Raw genomic sequence first — 18,387 nt, 5'->3', positions numbered from 1 at the left:
ACCTACTGCAAGAAATGGGGGTAGCTCTCCAGCGATTAACCGTTAAGTTCACGCAAAATTGCCCGTAAATTGGAACTATCTTCGATAGGTGTCGGGAACTCAAGGCGTTTTAGCTGATCGCCATCTGCAAGATCGAGCCCCGCGGCGTCGATACCCACGACTTTCCAGTTGCCTTCCGGTGCCTTGCAGAGCTTCACCGCATAGCGCTGAACTGCGTCAGAATGATCCGTATTCATGTGATCGATCGCGTTCGCCTCCATCGCGGCGAGCGAGGCGATGGCAGGCGTGTCAATCAGAAGGTCTTCGGCGGTCAAGACATAGGCGCGGCCGAAGCCGCCGTTGAGGCTGGCACGCAGCGGCGACAGCCGGAAGAAGCCGAAATCGGGAAAATCGACGTAAAGTTTCGCCTTGGGGTGGCGGCGGACGAATCGCTCGCGGATTCGGCTATGTTCTTCGCTGTCGCGCGCAACCTGTTCGGCGGTACATTGCACGGTCAGGCGAGGATGGGCGAGGGGGTCGCCCTTGCCAGGCTCGCCGGTCAGGAGCGAGGCCCTGGCGTCGGCCAGCAGCGCCTGCGTGTGTGTCGACAGTTTCGAGATCAGGATGACAGGCACCCCGTCGACATCCATGCCGACGAGCACGCGGCTGACGAAGGGGAAGCCGCCGCTCTCCGGCTCGATCGCCGCAAGCGATGCGCTGCGCGCGCCCCGCAGAAGCGTGCGGGCCAGCGTGCGGGCTTCGTCATCGGTGTCGCGCAGAACGTTCGGCTTGTCGCTCATGGTCTTTCCCTTTTCCTGCCATGCGGTCGTCGCCGGGACGAAAAAAGCCCGGAACGACGCTCCGGGCTTTTATTGGCTTGTTGAGCGGCTTCGTCAACTTTTGTTGCGGTGGCGCGTCAGTCCCTGGACGATATCCTGGGCGTCGATGGTGCCGACCACGGAACCGTTGTCGACGACCCCGATGCTGCCCGGCTGGCGGGACATGGCGTCGAGGATGTCGACGAGCGGTGTCGTGGGCTTGGCCGTCGCGGTCACGCCGGCAACAGTCACTCCGCGCTGGACACCGGTCTGCATGACGTCTTTCGCCGTCAGCATGGTGATCGGGTTCATGTGCTGGACGAAATCGGCGACATACTGGTTCGCCGGGTTCTTGACGATATCTTGCGGCGTGCCGCACTGGATGATGCGCCCGCCCTCCATGATGGCGATGCGGTTGCCGATACGGAAGGCCTCGTCGAGATCGTGGCTGACGAAGATGATGGTCTTCTTCAGCCGCCGCTGGAACTCCAGCAACTCGTCCTGCAGGCGGGTGCGGATCAAGGGGTCGAGGGCCGAGAACGGCTCGTCCATCAACAGGATCGGTGCACCGGTCGCAAAGGCGCGGGCAAGCCCGACGCGCTGCTGCATGCCGCCCGAAAGCTCGTTGACCTTGCGACCCGCCCATTTCGAGAGATTGACGAGTTCGAGCTGTTCGCCGACGCGCGCCTTGCGTTCGACGTCCGGCATGCCGGCAAGCTCAAGCCCGAAGCCGACATTGTCGGCGACGGTGCGCCAGGGCAGAAGCGCGAACTGCTGAAACACCATCGAGACCGTGTGCATGCGGAAGTCGCGCAGCGACTTCGGATTGGTTCGATAGGGATTGAGCGCACCATTTGCGGTCTTCACCTCGACGTCGCCCCGCACGACCGGGGCAAGGCCGTTGACCGCGCGCAGCAGCGTCGACTTGCCGGAGCCCGAAAGCCCCATCAGCACGAGGATCTCGCCCTCGGTGATTTCGAGCGAGGCGCCGGCAACGCCGAGCACGAGGCCGGTTTCGGCGCCGATCTCGTCGCGGGTCTTGCCCTGGTCGACCATCTGCAGCGCGACTTGAGGGTTGTTGCCGAAGATGATGTCGACATTCTTGAAAACGACGGCGTTGGTCATGCGCCTTCTCCTTCGTCGGACGAGCGGAAAAGGCGGTCGAGAATGATCGCCAGGATGACGATGCAAAGGCCGGCTTCGAAGCCCTTGGCGATGTTGACCGTGTTCAAGGCTCTCACGACCGGAACGCCGAGACCGCTGGCGCCGACGAGCGCGGCGATAACCACCATCGACAGCGACAGCATGATGGTCTGGGTGAGGCCAGCCATGATCTGCGGCATGGCAAAGGGCAGCTCCACCTTGCGCAATACCTGGCCGGGCGTCGCGCCGAAGGCCTGTGCGGCTTCCACCAGCGACGGCGGCGTCGAGATGATGCCGAGGCGCGTCAGCCGGATCGGTGCGGGAATGGCGAAGATCACGGTCGCGATCAGACCCGGAACCATGCCGAGGCCGAAGAGGATCAGCGCCGGGATCAGATAGACGAAGGTCGGGATCGTCTGCATCAGGTCGAGGATCGGCCGCATGACGGCGTAGACCCATGGGCGACGGGCGGCTGCGATGCCGAGCGGCACGCCGACGGCCATGCTCACGGCGGTGGCAGCGAGCACAAGCGCCAGGGTTTCCGTCGTTTCCTTCCAGTAGCCCTGGTTGATAATCAGGAGCAGGCCCAGGCCGGTGAACAGCGTTATGCCGATCGAACGGCGGAACCACCAGGCGAGCCCGGTGATGACGGCGACGACGATCAGCGGGTGCGGGGCATAAAGCACCCAGAGCAGCGAGTCGGCGACGGCCTGAAGGAAGCGGGCGAGCTGGTCGAAGAAGAAATCGAAATTCGTCGTCAGCCAGTCGACGAATGCCTTGGCCCAGCCGCCGATGGGGATGCGGTTATCGGTCAGATATTCCACGAAGGTAATCCGTCTCGTCAGGTCAAAAAGGAGCGCATGACGCGGTGAAAAAAGGCGGGGTCATTCCCCGCCTTGATGCCGATCAGAGGCCGAGCGCGGCCTTGACTGCGGCCAAGCCGTCGCCGCCATCCTTGGCGGTCACGCCGGCGAGCCACGGATCGACGGCAGTCGGGTTGGCCTTCAGCCATTCCTCGGCCGCCTTGTCCGGCTCCTGGCCGTCGTTCAGGATCTTGCCCATGATCTCGTTTTCCATCTGGAGCGAGAACTTGAGGTTGGTCAAAAGCTTGCCGACGTTGGGGCACTCGGTGGTGTAGCCGGCACGCACATTGGTGAAGACTTCCGCGCCGCCGAAATTGGCGCCGAAGATGTCGTCGCCACCCGAAAGATAGGTCAGCTTGAAGTTGGCGTTCATCGGATGCGGTTCCCAGCCGAGGAAGACGACCGGCGCGCCGTCCTTTTCGGCACGGGCGACCTGCGCCAGCATGCCCTGCTCGGAGGATTCGACCACTTCGAAGCCCTTGAGGCCGAAGGTATCCTTGTCGACCATGTCGATGATCAGGCGGTTGCCGTCATTACCCGGCTCGATGCCGTAGATCTTGCCGTCGAGTTCGGTCTTCTTGGTGGCGATATCCTTGAAGTCCTTGATGCCGAGCTCGGCGCCCTTGGCGTTGGTCGCCAGCGTGTACTTGGCACCGACCAGGTTCGGCCCGAAGGATTCGACCGACTTGTCGTCGAGGAAGGGACGAACATCGTTTTCCTGGGTCGGCATCCAGTTGCCGAGGAAGACGTCGATGTCCTTGTTCTTGAGCGAGGTGTAGGTGACCGGAACCGAGAGAACCTTGATGTCGGTCTGGTAGCCGAGGCCCTTTAGAACGGTGGAAACGGTGGCAGTGGTTGCGGTGATATCCGTCCATCCGACGTCGGAGAAACGGACGGTGCCACAGCTTTCCGGCTCGGCAGCTGCAGCCTGCTGAGCGGTGATGGCGACGACCGAAACGGCGCCTGCCAGTATCAGTTTGAGAGAGAGTCGTTTTTTCATCGTTGTCGTTCCCCTGCCTCGATTATTGTTTTAGCCAAACACCATTGGATAGCGAATTCAAGCGCTTTGATGTCGGAGGAAGTGTATTGCGTCAATATGCTGGCGGGGTGCACGATGCGACGCTCGATGTCGCAATGTCCACGAAATAGTCTAGTCCGCCGAAAAACTGTGGGTGCTGCAAACGGGCTCTGGCCTTCCCGGCCAAGCCTCGTCATTACCCAAAAAACGGAAAAACCGGACGCGGTGACTATGGCCAAACTCTATTTCAGCTATGCGACGATGAATGCGGGCAAGAGCACGATGCTCCTGCAAGCCTCCTACAACTACCAGGAGCGCGGCATGCGCGTGGTGATGCTGATCGCCGCCCATGACGACCGGGGCGGCGTCGGCCGCATTTCCTCGCGCATTGGTCTTGGTGCGGACGCCATTCCCTTTCACGGCGACGACGATCTCTACGGGCTGATCGATCGGTTGCACTCGGATGGCGAAGGCGAGATCGCCTGCATCTTCGTCGACGAGGCGCAGTTCCTCAATGAGGGGCAGGTCTGGCAGCTCGCCCGTGTCGCCGACCGCATCGGCATTCCGGTCATGGCCTATGGTCTGCGTACGGATTTCCAGGGCAAGCTGTTTCCGGGCTCGATGGCGCTGCTGGCGATTGCCGACGAGCTGCGCGAGGTGCGCACCATCTGCCATTGCGGCCGCAAGGCGACGATGGTCGTGCGCCTGGACGGTGAGGGCAGGGTCGCGCGCGAGGGCGCCCAGGTCGAGGTTGGCGGCAACGAGAAATATGTCTCCTATTGCCGGCGCCATTGGGACGACCTGATGCGCTGCGAGTGAGTGCGGCGTCGTGGCGGCTTGAAACCGCCACGCGCGCGATGCCATTCTTCGCCTCTATCGCACGCCAGGGGTCTTCGATGTTGCGTCTCGTCACCAGCCTTTCCATCACGCTCTGTCTTGGCACGCTCTGTCTTGGCGCAACGGTCGCGCATGCCGGCGGCGACGCTACGGCTGGCGCTGCCGTCTTTCGCAAATGCGCGGCCTGTCACACGGCAAGCGAGCCGACAAACCGCGTCGGCCCAAGCCTCATGGGTGTCGTCGGACGCCCGGCCGCATCCGTCGCCGACTACAACTACTCCGATGCAATGAAGGCCTTTGGCGCTGAGGGTCGCGTCTGGGACGAGGCGACGCTGAGCGAATACCTGCTGAGCCCCAAGGCAATGGTCGGTGCCACCAAGATGGCCTTTGCCGGTCTGAAGAAGCCGCAGGACATCGCCGACGTGATTGCCTACCTGAAGGCGCCGCCGGCTGCCAAATAGGGACGACGCAAACCCCGGACGGAAAGCCGTTTCCCATCTTTCCTGGACCTGCGCGCGGCAATGCCGTCGATATCTCAAGCACTTCGCTGTGGTGGCTGATCAAAAAGCTGCCGGGAAAGGCTTGTTCTCTTTCGGTAAACACCCTTTATATAACTGCAATCGAAGGCTGAATAATTCAGCCGGGCTGGCGGATATCGCCACGGTGGACCGAGGGGCAGGGCATGGCGACTCTTCAGAATTTTGACGCGGAGATCGAAAAGACGAAGGGCGTGGTCGAGCAGATGCGCGGCAAGCTCGAACAATCAGGTGTCGTGCTCGAACAGTTCGCCAAGGCCGAAACCAAGCTCGGCGACGTCAATTTCGACATCGAGAATGCCCGCATCCAGGACGTGATCAACCAGCAAAAGGTGATGGAAGCCAACATCGCCGACCTGATCATCGGCCTGGAAGACGCGACCAATGTCTTCGGCTCCGAATTCGAGAGCATGAAGAACTATACGGGCTACGAGAAGTTCATCGGCATCTTCTCCAAGCAGAAGATGCAGCGCATGCGCACCGACCGCGTGCGCAACATGTCGCTTGCCGGCAACCTGCAGGAACTGCTTTCCAAGTCCGACATGATCGTCGGCATCCTCAAGGAACAGAAGTCGATCCTCGACCAGCGCTACAAGACTTCGGAGCAGAGCCTGATCCAGGTGATCGAGCGCCGCAAGGGCACGATGGCGAACCTCGAAGCGGTGCAGAAGCGCATCGAGGAACTGAACCCGCTGCTGCTCGACATCGAAAACCGCATCGCCGCCTCGACCGAGCAGAAGGTGCGCACCGAGCTCGAAGGCGAGCGCTCCGCGCTTGCGACCGAATATAACGAGAAGCAGGCCAAGGAGCAGGAACTGCTGGCCGAGAGCCAGACGCTCGAGCGCTATACCTCGATGTTCCAGACCTTCGTCGATTCGCTCAACAACCAGATCGCCGCGCAGAACACGCTGATCAACAAGCTGACGATCGATACGGAGCAGCGCATCGTGCTCTACAAGGCGCTGGAAGATTCGCTGAAGACCGCCGCCCAGCAGGACGTCGCGCACAAGATCAACACGCTCGGAAGCCAGGTCGACACGGCCGCCGAGGAGACGATGGCCGGCATCGGTGCCGCAGCGCAACGCCACATCGGCGATCTCCTGGAAATGCATGAAAAGAACATGCTTTCAACGCAGGATATCCAGCGCCGCAAGAAGCTGGCAGACGATGCCTTTGCCCGCCGCTTCCAGGCTGTCATGGACAAGCACAACACTGCCAATTACGTGAAGCAGTGAACGGGCGGCGCATGATCCGAACCGAGTTTGCCTTTCGGCACGCGCCACGGGGATTTGCATGAAGGTCGCGGCTTCATCCGCTGTCGCACAGTATTTCGCGTCGATCCACGCGGCACTCGCCGGGCTTGAGCTCTTTCTCGGCGACCGCAACTCGCCGCTCTATCGCAACACCGTCGTCGGTGAAGTGATCGTTCCCTATCTTGGTCGGTTGAAGGCCTCGATCGACTGCTGGGAGAACCGGATCGGCTTCGTCGACCAGTTCCGGATTTCGCGCGCCGAAAGCGGCTTTCCGGTCTTTCAGAACGTGCTGGAACTGGAGAACGATCGCCAGACGGCGACGAAGCGCCTGGCCGATATTCCATCGGCCGATGCGCTGCGCGACGAGATGGTCGACTTCATCCTGCGCCAGAAGGCGTTTCCGGAAGCGCTGCAGACGCGCATGGCCGAGCGGCTCTATCTGGAGCAGATCGGCAAGGGCGAGATCTTTTCGCCGTTCATCCTGCCGGAGACCATCCGTGTCGCCGTCAATTCCAAGACGATGCGGCCCTATTACATCGTGAGCTGGGGCGCCTTCGACGGAGCCAATACTCTGCCGATGGTCTACATGGCGACGATCGAGGATTCCTCGGAAAAGATCGTCGACATGCTGGTGACCGCTGATGGCAAGCTCAACCCGCAGGTGGAAATTCCTCTGCCGGTTGGCGGCCTGCTCAATCCGGAGCTTGCCAGCCGCTTCGACGACTTTGCGTCCAAGAACAGCAGCTATTCGCTGACACCGGTGACGATCGCCACCAATCTCGACAAGGATTTTGACGAGCTGCATCCGAAGCAGTTGCGCCGCATCGTGCTCGGGCCGTTCTACTCGGCCGGGATCACCGAGAATAATGCGCGCATCAACGATATCCTCTCGAAGGTACGCAAGACCGAGAACGCCTGGCTTCTGACTTGGACGGTGCAGGAGGTCTTCTCCAAGTCGGAGCGGCCGGCCAAGCGCGGCTTCTGGTCGTCGACCCCGGCGCAGGAAGAATTCCACATCGACACCGCCAATCTGGAAGCGACGCGCATGGGGGTTTCTTCCTACGAGAAGCACGCGCTGGTGCCGCACGACGCCTATCAGGCGCTCTATGCCGCCGGCGAGGCGGAACAGGTGTTCGGCGACTACAAGGTGCACGTCATTTCGGGCAATCAGGTCGTGAGCGAGGTTTGACGATGACACTCAATACGGGGCTGACGACGCTGCACGAGGACGACATCGCCAAGCACCAGGCGGTGGCGCAAGGGTTGGTGACGAAGCTCATCATCCTGGAGCGGGAAGATGCCGCCGCCGGAACGTCGCTTGCCGGCACCGGCCGGCGCTTCGTGTCGACAGTTTCGACTGGCGGCCAGCGGCGCACGCGCGAGGTGGAGCTGACGAAGACGATCCAGTCGGTGCGCCAGGGCGACCCGATGTTCTCTCCGGCCCAGCACGCCGTGCTCTACCGGACGCGCCGCGGCATCCAGGTGGCGCTGGCCGTTGCCGATGTCTTTGCCCGCCAGACGAGCCTCGAACAGCTGCAGGCGAAGAACGCCACCTCGCCGCTTGGCGGAGAGGAGGCGAACCAGTTCAAGGCGCTGCTGTCGGCTTCGGCTTACGTCGCGGCCTTCACACTCGCTGCCTATCTCGGCGCGACCCTGGCGGGCGAGGGCGAGCCGGTCGACGATGCTGTCGAGCCCGACTTTCTGTTCGACTCGCCGCAGGACGCGCTGAAGAGCCTGATTTCGGCGCTCGATCGCGGTCTTGCCGGGGCCCCCGATGATCTGGCGCTGACCGCCCGGGCGCGGGCCTTCTCGCGGGTGGCGATCGAAGGGCTGATTGCCCGCAAGGCGCGCTTTACCGGGCTGCAGAGCTTCGAGACCGTGCATATCCGGCTCGACCAGGACGATTTTACGCTGAACGGTTTGGACGTCGCACCCGGCCAGAAGCGCAAGCCACTGGTCATGACCTTCAAGAAGCCCGAGGAGATCATCGGCAACCACATCGCCAAGTATCAGGCGCTGAAGCTTGCCAAGATGCTGATGGCCTACGACTTCGACCGGCAGATGAACCCGTTCGTCGAGCTCGGCGGCTTCCTCTTCACCTTCATCGGCGACGGCATGCCGGGCACCGGCAAGACGATCCTGATCCAGATGCTGGCCGGCATGCTCAACGATTATTGCGAGATCGCCGGCTACGCCTTCCACTACGAGAACTTCGGCGTCGACCAGATCTCCTCCTATCAGGGCAAGTCCGGGCAAAACTGCAAGGAGTTCGTCAACAACGTCATCAATCCGCGGGCGATCGGTTTCGGCACGATCGACGATGTCGACCAGGTGGCAGCCAAGCGCTCCGACGATCGAGCCTCTGCCGGCCAGCACGAGGTGACGGCGGTGTTGATGGAGAGCTTTGCCGGCGCCTCTACCGTGGTGCGCGGCAACTGCACCTTCGGCATGTTCTCCAACTACCCGGAGAATGTCGACGACGCGCTGCGCCAGCGCGCTGGCGCCCGCTGGCTGGTCGACGGGCCGCAGACCGAAGACGACTACATCGACATCTTCGCGCTGCTCGTCGGCAAGAACCACAAGATCCCGCTTGGCGAGCACCAGCTTTTCGAGGGGCAGGAGATCAAACGCGCGGTTGCTCAGTCCTATGCTGAGCACGCGCGACCGAAGGAAGATGGCCTCGTCGCTGTCTGGGAGCGTTACGAGAAGGAGAAGGGCGCGATCGCCTCGCTTGCCGATGTCGGCGCCTATCTGCACATGATCAAGGAGGCCGAGCCGCGCTTTACCGGTCGGGCGATCAAGAACATCACCGACGCGATCAAGCTGAGAGCAATGGACGTGGAACTGCCGGATGACTGGTTCAAGGACGCCGGCTCCTTCATGCACAAGGGCTATGACGAGAAGAAAGCGATGATCGAGGCGCTGCGGGGTCCGATCACCATCGACATGGTGCTGCAGGAGATCAACCGCTACGCCGACAGCGAATTCCGCTACACCGACAAGTCGGACGATGCCGCCGTCACCGACATCATCCGCCGCGAGCGCCAGCGCGAAAAGGCGATCCGCGAGATCGAGGCGATGAAACGCGACGGCCGGTGGCAGGGGTGATGCTAGGAAAAACTGACCGATGAAACGCCTGCTTGAAGCGGAACTCATCTATGGACGGCTGCTCGATATCTCCGAGCCGCATCTGATCGCGCGCTACAACAAGGCGCTCGAAGGGTTTGGCCTGCGACCGACGGCTCTGACCCAGTTCAGCATCGACATGACCGGCTTTTCGCCCGAGATCGCCGAGGAACTGGGGGATCGTGACTACCTCGATCCGAACCGGGTCAACCGCCGCTTCATCATCATGACGCCGGAGCAGGCGGAGCTGCCGGTCGTGCATACGAGCTTTTCCAACACGGCCGCGCTGATGCACGAGTTCTTCAACGCCAACAGCCGTGCGATCAACGCGATTACCATCAAGGATGCGCTCTATGGCGAGATCGAGGATTCGGTCTCGGTCGTAAACGACATCGACGATCTCTTGTCGATCAACGAGGTGCGGTTCCGGGTGCTTTCGGCCGAGGACATGCTCGGCAAGGCGGCCGAACTGCGTGGTCTCGTCGACCGCTTGAAGAAGGTGCCGACGGCCTGGGCCGACGACGAGATGCTGACGCGTATGGTCGAGCTTGCCAAGCAGACCGGCGATATCCGCCAGAACGCACTGGTGCCGGATCAGCTCGTCTTCCATCACGAAGCCTTCTGGGCCAATCATTTCGGCGGCGTCTATGTCTTTCTCGACGACAAGACGACGACAGTCATCTGCGACCCCTCGGTGCCAGGCTTCCGCCGCTCGCGGCCCTGGCAGGTGAGCTATATCGCCATAAACGATCACGCCCGGATCTACGATTTCCTCGCCTCGACCAAGCGGCTGCAACTGCCGCAGGCCTCCTGGGTCGAGGATTCCGGGCTCTATCAGCACCGCGCAGACATGGTGGTGCGCGGGCTGATCAACGAGAGCGACCCGACGGCCGATCTTGCCAATGCCGACCGGATCTGGCTGCAGACCTGGATGCACCGATATGCCGCCGCGGTCGCAAAAGACGGCGCCTATCCGTTCCTGCAGGAGATGATCCGCACGGTCGCTGCCACCGGCACGATCAGGATGCAGGACGTGGCGCCGGCAAATCGCTTCATGTTGGTGCGCGCAGCCCCCACCCATCCGGACCAGTGGCTGGTCAACCGGTTGATATCCCAGCTCGTGCCCCGCGATTTCGTCTCGCGCTTCGTCTTCGACAAGCAAGGTTTCTACGACGCCTACGAGCGTTATAGCGAAACCTTCAAGGAGTATGTTGTGGCGACGCTGACCGGCACATATCTGAAAGACAAGGCGGCCTTCCGCCACAAGCTCTATGGGCTCAGAGAGGAATAGGACATGTTCGATCCGATCGTTGCGTTTTTCCAGCGTGTCTTCACCGCGATCGGGCGCGGCATCGGGCTCGTCGTTGCCTGGCTGCTTTGGCCCTTCGTGGCGGCGGGCAACTGGTACCGGCAGCGCAGCTGGCTGCTCAAGGGGCCGATCGGCCTCATCCTCATCGGTCTGGTCCTGTTCTACGGCTACTTCATCTGGCAGACCCAAGCCTGGACGAACTTCAACGAAGACTACATCGACCAGTACAAGCTGGCAGAACGCAAGGTGCCCGCCGGCTCGCCGATGAGCGGCCCCGGTGCGACGTCGACGGGACAATCGACGACCGGCGGCACTGCCAACAACCTTGCGGGTGTCGCGACGCAGCCGATGGAATCGACGCCGGAGGCGCTCGCGGCCGTTCAACTGCCGGCCGGCACCGTGTGCCAGACGTCGGCGATCGTCGATGTCACCGCCGACCTCATCGATTTCAATGTCAACGAGAATGCCTGGATCTCGTCGATGCTGCTCTACAAGGTCGGCCTCTTCGGGCTCGACTGGGACGACACGCCCTGGCTCGACAACAAGGCGTCGTTCCAGCGCGGGGTCAACCAGGCGATCCGCCGTACCTCCGTGGAGCTCGTCGATTCGCTCGGTCGCATGCGCGGCACCTCGGGCATCAACAACGCCCTGCAGAGCGCGCGCGGCAACATGCAGTTCGATGAAGAGACCTGGTATTTCGGGATCAACCCGTTCGGTCCGAAAACTCCGACGCCGAGCTTCTATCGCGCGGCGATGAAGGATCTGAGGTCCTTCAACACCTCGCTCAGCAAGTGTGAGGCGATTTTCGACGGCCGCTCCGATAACCTCGTCGAGTTCCTCGACCGTGTCGCCAACGACCTCGGCAATACCTCGGCGATCCTGCGCGAGCGCTCGGAAAACCACAATGGCGGCTGGTTCGACACGCGTGCGGATGACCGCTTCTGGTTCGCCTATGGCCAGCTCTACGGCTACTACGGTATCCTTTCGGCCGCCGGTGCCGACTTCGACAACGTCGTCGCCCAGCGCGGCCTGTTGCCGATCTGGACGGAAACGATCAAGCAACTGCGGGCAGCACTCCGCATCCAGCCATGGATCATCTCCAATGGCGAGGAAGCCGGCTGGATCATGCCGACGCATCTGGCGACGATGGGCTTCTATACGCTGCGCGTCCGCTCCAACATCGTCGAGATGCGCGACATCCTCGCGCGCTAAGACCGAACGGTAAGGTGGCGCCCGAGTATCCGGGCGCTGCCGATTACTTGAGTTCAAGCGGGACGCGGGTCGAAAACCGCAGACGCGTTTCCTCATCCCGCTCCGGTATCATGAACTGCGCCTTGAAAGGCGCGGGTAAAAACGAGACCCTGGGGAGGGAACTGTCATGGCGGAGGTCAAGTCCGATATCGAGATTGCGCGCGCGGCGAAGAAAAAGCCGATCCTGGAGATCGGGGCCGCACTCGGCATACCGCCGGAGGACCTGTTGCCGTACGGCCATGACAAGGCGAAGATCAGCGCCGATTTCATCGCCCGCCAGCGCGGGAAGAAGAACGGCCATCTGATCCTGGTGACGGCGATCAACCCGACGCCGGCAGGCGAAGGCAAGACGACAACGACCGTGGGCCTCGGCGATGGGCTGAACCGCATCGGCAAGAAGGCGATCATCTGCATCCGCGAGGCGTCCCTCGGGCCCTGCTTCGGCGTCAAGGGCGGTGCTGCCGGCGGCGGTTATGCGCAGGTTGTGCCGATGGAGGACATGAACCTCCACTTCACCGGCGATTTCCACGCGATCACCTCGGCCCACAATCTGCTGGCGGCGCTGCTCGACAATCACATCTACTGGGGCAACGAGCAGAACATCGACGTCCGTCGTATTTCGTGGCGGCGGGTGATGGACATGAACGACCGCGCACTGCGCAACATCGTCGGCTCGCTCGGCGGGATCGCCAACGGTTATCCACGCGAGACCGGCTTCGACATCACCGTTGCCTCCGAAGTCATGGCGATCCTCTGCCTTTCGGCGGATCTTAGGGATCTCGAGCAGCGGCTTGGCAACATCATCATCGGCTATCGCCGTGACAAGAGCCCGGTCTTTGCGCGCGACATCAAGGCCGATGGGGCGATGGCGGTGCTGCTCAAGGATGCTATTCAGCCGAACCTGGTGCAGACCCTCGAAAACAACCCCGCCTTCGTCCATGGCGGCCCCTTTGCCAATATCGCCCATGGCTGCAACTCGGTGATTGCGACGACGACGGCACTGAAGCTTGCCGACTATGTGGTGACCGAAGCCGGCTTCGGCGCCGATCTCGGCGCGGAAAAATTCTTCGACATCAAGTGCCGCAAGGCCGGGCTGAAGCCGGATGCCGCGGTGCTGGTCGCGACCGTCCGCGCGATCAAGATGAACGGCGGCGTCAAGAAGGACGACCTCGGGAAGGAAAATCTGGAAGCGCTGCGCAAGGGCTGCGCCAACCTTGGCCGGCATGTGCAGAACGTCAAGAAGTTCGGCGTACCCGTCATCGTCGCGATTAACCACTTCACCTCCGATACCGAGGCCGAAGTGCAGGCTATCAAGGATTATGTGGCGACGCTTGGCGCCGAAGCGGTGCTCTGCCGCCATTGGGCCGAGGGCTCCGCCGGCATCGAGGAGCTGGCGATGAAGGTGGCGGCACTTGCCGAGGGCGGACACTCGCAGTTCTCGCCGCTTTACCCCGACGACATGTCGCTCTTCCACAAGATCGAGACGATCGCCAAGGACATCTACCATGCGAGCGAGGTGATTGCCGACAAGTCGGTGCGCGACCAGCTGCGCAGCTGGGAAGATCAGGGTTACGGCCATCTGCCGATCTGCATGGCAAAGACGCAGTATTCCTTCTCGACCGATCCGAACCTGCGCGGTGCGCCGACAGGCCATGCTGTGCCGATCCGCGAAGTGCGGCTGGCCGCCGGCGCCGGCTTCATCGTGGTGATCACCGGCGAGATCATGACGATGCCCGGCCTGCCGAAGGTGCCTTCGTCGGAAAAGATCTTCCTCAATGATCAGGGCTACATCGAAGGGCTGTTCTAGGCGCTTCCTGCCTGCCTGAAAAACAATGCCGCACATCCGGATGGATGCGCGGCATTCTTGTGTCCGGGGTCTCCCGAGGCGGAAATCAGGCGGTGAGGCTGAGGAAGTCTGCCTTGCCGAGCGGCACGCCCTCGTGGCGCAGGATGTCGTAGGCGGTCGTCAGGTGGAAGTAGAAGTTCGGCAGCACGAATTTTTGCAGGTATTCCTCACCCGTGAGCGTCACCTTCAGGTTCGGGAAATTCAGCACGACTTCGCGACTGTCGCTGTCTTCGAGATCGACAGGGCGCACCGTTTCAAGGAAGGCGACGGACTTGGCGATGCGCTGGCGCAGTTCGTCAAACGTCTTTTCCTCGTCCGGGAACCGGGGCACTTCGATCGACGTCAGCCGGCCGACCAGGCCCTTGCTGGTGTCGCTGACACGCTGCACCTGGCCGGCAAGCGTCAGCATATCGGGCGCCAGCCGGGCGTGGACGAGATCATCCGTGGGGATGCCCTTTTCCTCAGCGAAAGCCTCCGCCTTGTCGAGCAGCTTGGTGAGGACACCAAGGCCGCGAACGAGTGCGGGAATGGAGAGCTGGTACATCGTCAATGCCATGACAGATTTCCTTGAGATTAGGCGCAAAGCGGGTGGATTTTCCTCGCGCCGTATTTGGGAGCCGGGGCGGGCTCCTGCAAGGCGCGCAGCCCGGTATCTTTTGGGCTACGAGGGGCCTGCGGGAGACGACAGGACGCAGGCGCCTTGCTCTGGTCAGGACACGTGGTCTCGTGCACTGATCCGCGCAGGAACGCATCAGGGATGCCACGACGCTGCTGCATGTGCGCATGCGCAAAAGCGGCGTTGTCGCGCGCCTGGTGATCCAGAGCAACCGGATGGATTATCTGAAGCCGGTCGCCGGCGCTTTCGCCGCACGCTCGTCGCTGGCGGACGCCGGGCAATGGCCGGGCTTTCTGCGATTGCTCGAACGTCGGGGCAGGGCGCGCGCCGTGGTCGTTGCCGACCTCCTCGACGGCGACACCTTGGCCGGTCGCTTCGAGGGCGAGTTTGTCGCCCTGGCTACGACAACGCCTGACGAGCGCCAGCGCAAGGAGGCTCATTCCTAGCGGCAGTAGCGGTAGTCGTTGCGGCGCTCGATGACGTCGAGATGCAGGTGGGTTTCGTGGGCGGCGTCGCTGCCGGGGTCGAGCACAGTCTTGAAGTAGAGGCAGGCGGACGCAGTGACCGCGCGCTGGAAGGCGCCGTCCATGGTGCCATCCTCGTCGCGCGGCTGGATGGCGATCGTCGTGCCGTTGCTTAACGTGAAGGACGCGATGTCGACGGCGTTGCCGTGCGCATGCTCGGAGATTTTGCCCGTCGTCGCATTGTTGCGCAGGCGGCAGATATAGGTCGATGCCTGGTTCAGCGCCTTGATCTTGATGGTCTTGTCGAAGGCGACTTCGGCGGCCGGCTGTGCGGTCTCCTTGGTCCAGCGTGCAAGCGCCAGCGCCGTTTCGCACCGCATAAGCCCCTTGGGCGCGAGTGTGACGGCGGGCAGGATGCTCGTGACCTCCAGTGGCTTGTCGATGCCGCAGCCCTTGCCGTCGTCGATGCGTTTGGCTTCGACAAACGTCGCTCCGATCGCCTTCAGGTCGGCGACACACTTTGCGTAGTCGGCGGCGTCCTCTGCTTCGACCGGCGGATAGACGATCGGTGCCGGCTTTTCCTCTTTCTTGTCGTCGGCGGGCTGGTCCTTTTCGCCTGTGGCCGGCTTTTGATCCTTCGCCGCTCCTTCACTCCCGTCCTTGGGCTTTGGCTGCGGCACGGGCTGTTCGTCGCCAGTCGGCACCTCTGGCTGATCGGCCTTGCCACCGTCCGTAGGCGTCGCCGGTTTCTCTTCGGGTGTGGGAGCAGCCTCTTTCTCTCCCGCTTCGCTCGGCGGCTTTTTTAGCGGGATCGGTCCGGATTTCGGCAGGCTGGCGCCGGTGAGGATCAGGAGTGACAGCAGGATCAAGGGAAAAGAGCGACGCATCCGGGTCCTTTCGCATTGCCCCCGCAGCGGGGCCTGGAAGGGAGGGAACGCACGGAACCGGATCTGGTTTCATCCGGCCTTCGGCAAAAGCGTTGCAGTTTAGCAACGCCTCGAATTGGCACGACCCCATAAATTGTGGGGACTGCCTTTGTATGTTGACAAGAACACTCATGTTTTTTATGCGGCTTAAATGAGGCGACGACATGTCGCGCCGCTCTAGAATCTACCGCCCAGCCAGCCCCTTGAGTTTGCCGCTCAACAGCAAGCCCGGCCTCCGAAAATCAAAGGATTGGTCCATGCTCACCCGGCATCGTCGCCTGGCTTTTTTGGCTTGCACGACAACTCTTGCAATTTCAGTCGCTACCGTCGCATTCGCGCAAAGCGCAACAACCCAGGCTAAGTCGGAAGAGAAGGCCGAGGAGACAAAGAAGGGCGAAACTTACCTCTCGCCGATCGTTGCCAAGGGCGGGCGCACCGCTGACCCCTATGCCAAGCCCGGCCCTGTCAGCGTCGTCACGACGGACCAGATCGATCTGCAATCGGGGCAGGAGACTGACGACCTGTTGCGCAGCGTTCCCGGCACCTCGACCGCGAACAACCCGCAAAACCCGGGCGTCGCGGTCAACATCCGCGGTTTCGAGGGTTCCGGCCGCGTCAACATGATGATCGACGGCGTGCGCCAGAATTTCCGCTTCACCGGCCACGAAGCCCAGGGTTTTGCCTATTTCGATCCGGCATTCCTTTCCGAAATCGATGTGACCCGCGGCGCCGTGACCGGGGTTGGCGGCGGTGCACTGGCCGGTTCGGTCAACTTCCGGACCTATGATGTCGAAGACCTGATCCAGGACGGCAAGAACTACGGTGGCATTGCTTCGGCTACGTACGGCACAAACGGTGCCGGCTGGTCGGAATCACTGATCGGCGCCTACCGTTTCAATGACGTCTTCTCCGTGCTCGGTGGCATCAGCAAGGCTGATCCCGGCAACTATGACAACGGCAACGGGGTCGAGGTACCCTTCACCGAGGAGGACCTTCTGTCGGGCCTGTTGAAGTTCGAAGTGACGCCGGACAAGGATCACACCTTCAAGCTCACCGGCCTCACCTATGACAACGACTTCTTCGCGAACTCCTACTTCCAGAACGTGAAGAACCAGACGGTTTCTGCAAGCTATTCCTACACGCCGGACAACGAACTCATCGATTTCCGTGCGAACGCCTACTGGAACCGGCTAAAGATGAAGTACGACACCGACATTCGCGGTGGCGGCACGGCGGCCGGTCGGCGCATCACCGACACGGGTAAGGGCTTTGACATCTCGAACACCTCTCTGTTCGACCTTGGCGACGTTGCCGTCAAGGCGAACTACGGCGTCGAGTATTTCCGCGACGACTACGGTGTCATCAACAGCACGGCCCGGCCGGGCGCCGGCGTCAACGGCAGCGGCACCAATGCCACCACCGGCGTCTTCAGCAATACGACCTTCACCTATGGCATGCTGGATCTGACGGCAGGCCTGAGGTGGGATCACTTCAGCCTCGATGGCTCCGGCGCTGTCGTTGCCGGCAACCCGATCGGTCTGCCGGCCGGCCCCTACACCGTCGATAAGTCCGAAGGTCGCCTCAACCCGAGCATCACGGTCGCGCTCAACCCGACGGAGTGGTTCCAGCCATACGTTACATACGCGGAAACCTCGCGTTCGCCGACGGTCAACGAGACCTTCGCCGGCGGCACACATCCGGGACCGTCGGGCCAGTCGTTCTTCCCCAATCCGTTTCTTGAGCCGGAAACCTCCAAGGGCTGGGAAATCGGTGCGAACTTCGCCTTCGACGGGCTGCTCGATCCCAGCGACAGCCTGCGGGTCAAGGCCAACTACTTCCATAGCCGCGTCGACAACTACATCACCGCAGCGATGCTCAACGGCGGTCGTCAGATCTTCTTCGTCAACAATCCCGGGATCTCGACGGTCCAGGGTTTCGAGCTGCAGGCGGCGTATGACGCCGGATACGTCTTCGGCGACCTTGCCTACACCTACACCGAGAGCGATCTGCCGTCGCAGATCAATGGTTTCGGCGTGCAGAGCTACCTGCCTGAAAACATTGTCAGCGCAACGCTTGGCGCCCGCTTCCTCGAAGACCAGCGCCTGACGGTCGGTACGCGCCTCTACGCCGTTTCGAACGCGTTTGTCGGCGAAATCAATCGTACGCCGCCGAACGTTCCGGGCTACGGTCTCGTCGATCTCTTCGCCAACTACAAGTTCGAGAACGGCTTTGAAGTCACGGCTCAGGTCACGAACCTGTTCGACAAGACCTATACGCCGTCTTCGAGCACCATTGCCGGAAGCACGATCGATACCGGCCGCGGCCGCACCTTCCTGGTGACGGCGAAGGCGAAGTTCTGATAGGATCAGATCAATTCCAGTCGGGGCGGCTCTTCGGGGCCG

The 18,387-nt window shown here is 61.9% G+C and carries 16 protein-coding genes; 10 read left to right on the top strand and 6 right to left on the bottom strand.

What is annotated here, in order from left to right:
• Positions 1-35: 35 nt before the first annotated feature.
• The 4 genes from IB277_RS12325 to IB277_RS12310 all read right to left on the bottom strand — a co-directional run bounded on the left by IB277_RS12325 (position 36) and on the right by IB277_RS12310 (position 3,803).
• On the bottom strand, positions 36-779 hold the full coding sequence (locus IB277_RS12325) for a HugZ family protein (protein ID WP_090298404.1): 744 nt from the start codon (positions 777-779) through the stop codon (positions 36-38).
• A 93-nt stretch (positions 780-872) separates the two neighbouring features.
• A complete protein-coding gene (gene choV / locus IB277_RS12320) occupies positions 873-1,922 on the bottom strand; it encodes a choline ABC transporter ATP-binding protein (RefSeq protein WP_090298406.1) in 1,050 nt (349 codons plus the stop codon).
• A complete protein-coding gene (gene choW / locus IB277_RS12315; RefSeq protein ID WP_034788930.1) occupies positions 1,919-2,764 on the bottom strand; it encodes a choline ABC transporter permease subunit in 846 nt (281 codons plus the stop codon). The genes choV and choW overlap by 4 nt, the downstream gene beginning before the upstream one ends.
• A gap of 82 nt (positions 2,765-2,846) precedes the next feature.
• A complete protein-coding gene (locus tag IB277_RS12310; protein WP_034788927.1) occupies positions 2,847-3,803 on the bottom strand; it encodes a choline ABC transporter substrate-binding protein in 957 nt (318 codons plus the stop codon).
• A 249-nt stretch (positions 3,804-4,052) separates the two neighbouring features.
• Between IB277_RS12310 and IB277_RS12305 the strand changes: the two genes are divergently transcribed.
• The 8 genes from IB277_RS12305 to IB277_RS12270 all read left to right on the top strand — a co-directional run bounded on the left by IB277_RS12305 (position 4,053) and on the right by IB277_RS12270 (position 13,940).
• Entirely contained in the window at positions 4,053-4,640 is a 588-nt protein-coding gene (locus IB277_RS12305) for a thymidine kinase (protein ID WP_060606671.1), read from the top strand.
• Positions 4,641-4,717: 77 nt separating this feature from the next.
• Positions 4,718-5,119, top strand: a complete 402-nt coding sequence (locus IB277_RS12300; protein ID WP_090298540.1) for a cytochrome c family protein — start codon at positions 4,718-4,720, stop codon at positions 5,117-5,119.
• Between the two features lie 221 nt (positions 5,120-5,340).
• On the top strand, positions 5,341-6,429 hold the full coding sequence (locus tag IB277_RS12295; RefSeq protein ID WP_060606673.1) for a hypothetical protein: 1,089 nt from the start codon (positions 5,341-5,343) through the stop codon (positions 6,427-6,429).
• Positions 6,430-6,487: 58 nt separating this feature from the next.
• The gene (locus IB277_RS12290; RefSeq protein ID WP_034788914.1) at positions 6,488-7,636 is read left to right on the top strand and encodes a hypothetical protein; all 1,149 of its coding nucleotides are present in this window, start codon (positions 6,488-6,490) and stop codon (positions 7,634-7,636) included.
• Between the two features lie 2 nt (positions 7,637-7,638).
• Positions 7,639-9,555 (top strand): AAA family ATPase, encoded by a 1,917-nt coding sequence (locus tag IB277_RS12285; protein WP_090298408.1) that lies wholly within the window; start codon positions 7,639-7,641, stop codon positions 9,553-9,555.
• A gap of 19 nt (positions 9,556-9,574) precedes the next feature.
• Positions 9,575-10,864 (top strand): DUF6638 family protein, encoded by a 1,290-nt coding sequence (locus tag IB277_RS12280; protein ID WP_060581717.1) that lies wholly within the window; start codon positions 9,575-9,577, stop codon positions 10,862-10,864.
• Between the two features lie 3 nt (positions 10,865-10,867).
• Positions 10,868-12,094 (top strand): DUF2333 family protein, encoded by a 1,227-nt coding sequence (locus IB277_RS12275; RefSeq protein WP_034788906.1) that lies wholly within the window; start codon positions 10,868-10,870, stop codon positions 12,092-12,094.
• Between the two features lie 166 nt (positions 12,095-12,260).
• Positions 12,261-13,940, top strand: a complete 1,680-nt coding sequence (locus IB277_RS12270) for a formate--tetrahydrofolate ligase (protein ID WP_034788903.1) — start codon at positions 12,261-12,263, stop codon at positions 13,938-13,940.
• An 85-nt stretch (positions 13,941-14,025) separates the two neighbouring features.
• Here IB277_RS12270 and IB277_RS12265 read toward each other — a convergent pair whose 3' ends face one another.
• The gene (locus IB277_RS12265; RefSeq protein WP_090298415.1) at positions 14,026-14,535 is read right to left on the bottom strand and encodes a DUF1993 family protein; all 510 of its coding nucleotides are present in this window, start codon (positions 14,533-14,535) and stop codon (positions 14,026-14,028) included.
• 221 nt (positions 14,536-14,756) lie between these two features.
• On the opposite strand from IB277_RS12265, the gene IB277_RS12260 reads away from it, so the two are divergent.
• The gene (locus IB277_RS12260) at positions 14,757-15,041 is read left to right on the top strand and encodes a YiiD C-terminal domain-containing protein (protein ID WP_371813589.1); all 285 of its coding nucleotides are present in this window, start codon (positions 14,757-14,759) and stop codon (positions 15,039-15,041) included.
• Here the strand turns inward: IB277_RS12260 and IB277_RS12255 are convergent.
• Positions 15,038-15,946 carry an extensin family protein gene (locus tag IB277_RS12255; RefSeq protein ID WP_090298421.1) on the bottom strand — a complete coding sequence of 303 codons (909 nt, stop codon included), beginning with the start codon at positions 15,944-15,946 and terminating at the stop codon, positions 15,038-15,040. The genes IB277_RS12260 and IB277_RS12255 overlap by 4 nt on opposite strands.
• Positions 15,947-16,242: 296 nt before the next feature.
• Between IB277_RS12255 and IB277_RS12250 the strand changes: the two genes are divergently transcribed.
• Positions 16,243-18,345 (top strand): TonB-dependent hemoglobin/transferrin/lactoferrin family receptor, encoded by a 2,103-nt coding sequence (locus IB277_RS12250; protein ID WP_090298424.1) that lies wholly within the window; start codon positions 16,243-16,245, stop codon positions 18,343-18,345.
• The last annotated feature ends 42 nt before the right edge of the window (positions 18,346-18,387 follow it).

The sequence above is a fragment of the Ensifer sp. ENS07 genome, from assembly GCF_014852185.1.
In the GTDB taxonomy this organism is placed as follows: Bacteria; Pseudomonadota; Alphaproteobacteria; order Rhizobiales; family Rhizobiaceae; genus Ensifer; species Ensifer adhaerens.
Note: the sequence above shows the minus strand (reverse complement) of the source record. Positions and strands in the feature narration are given on the sequence as shown.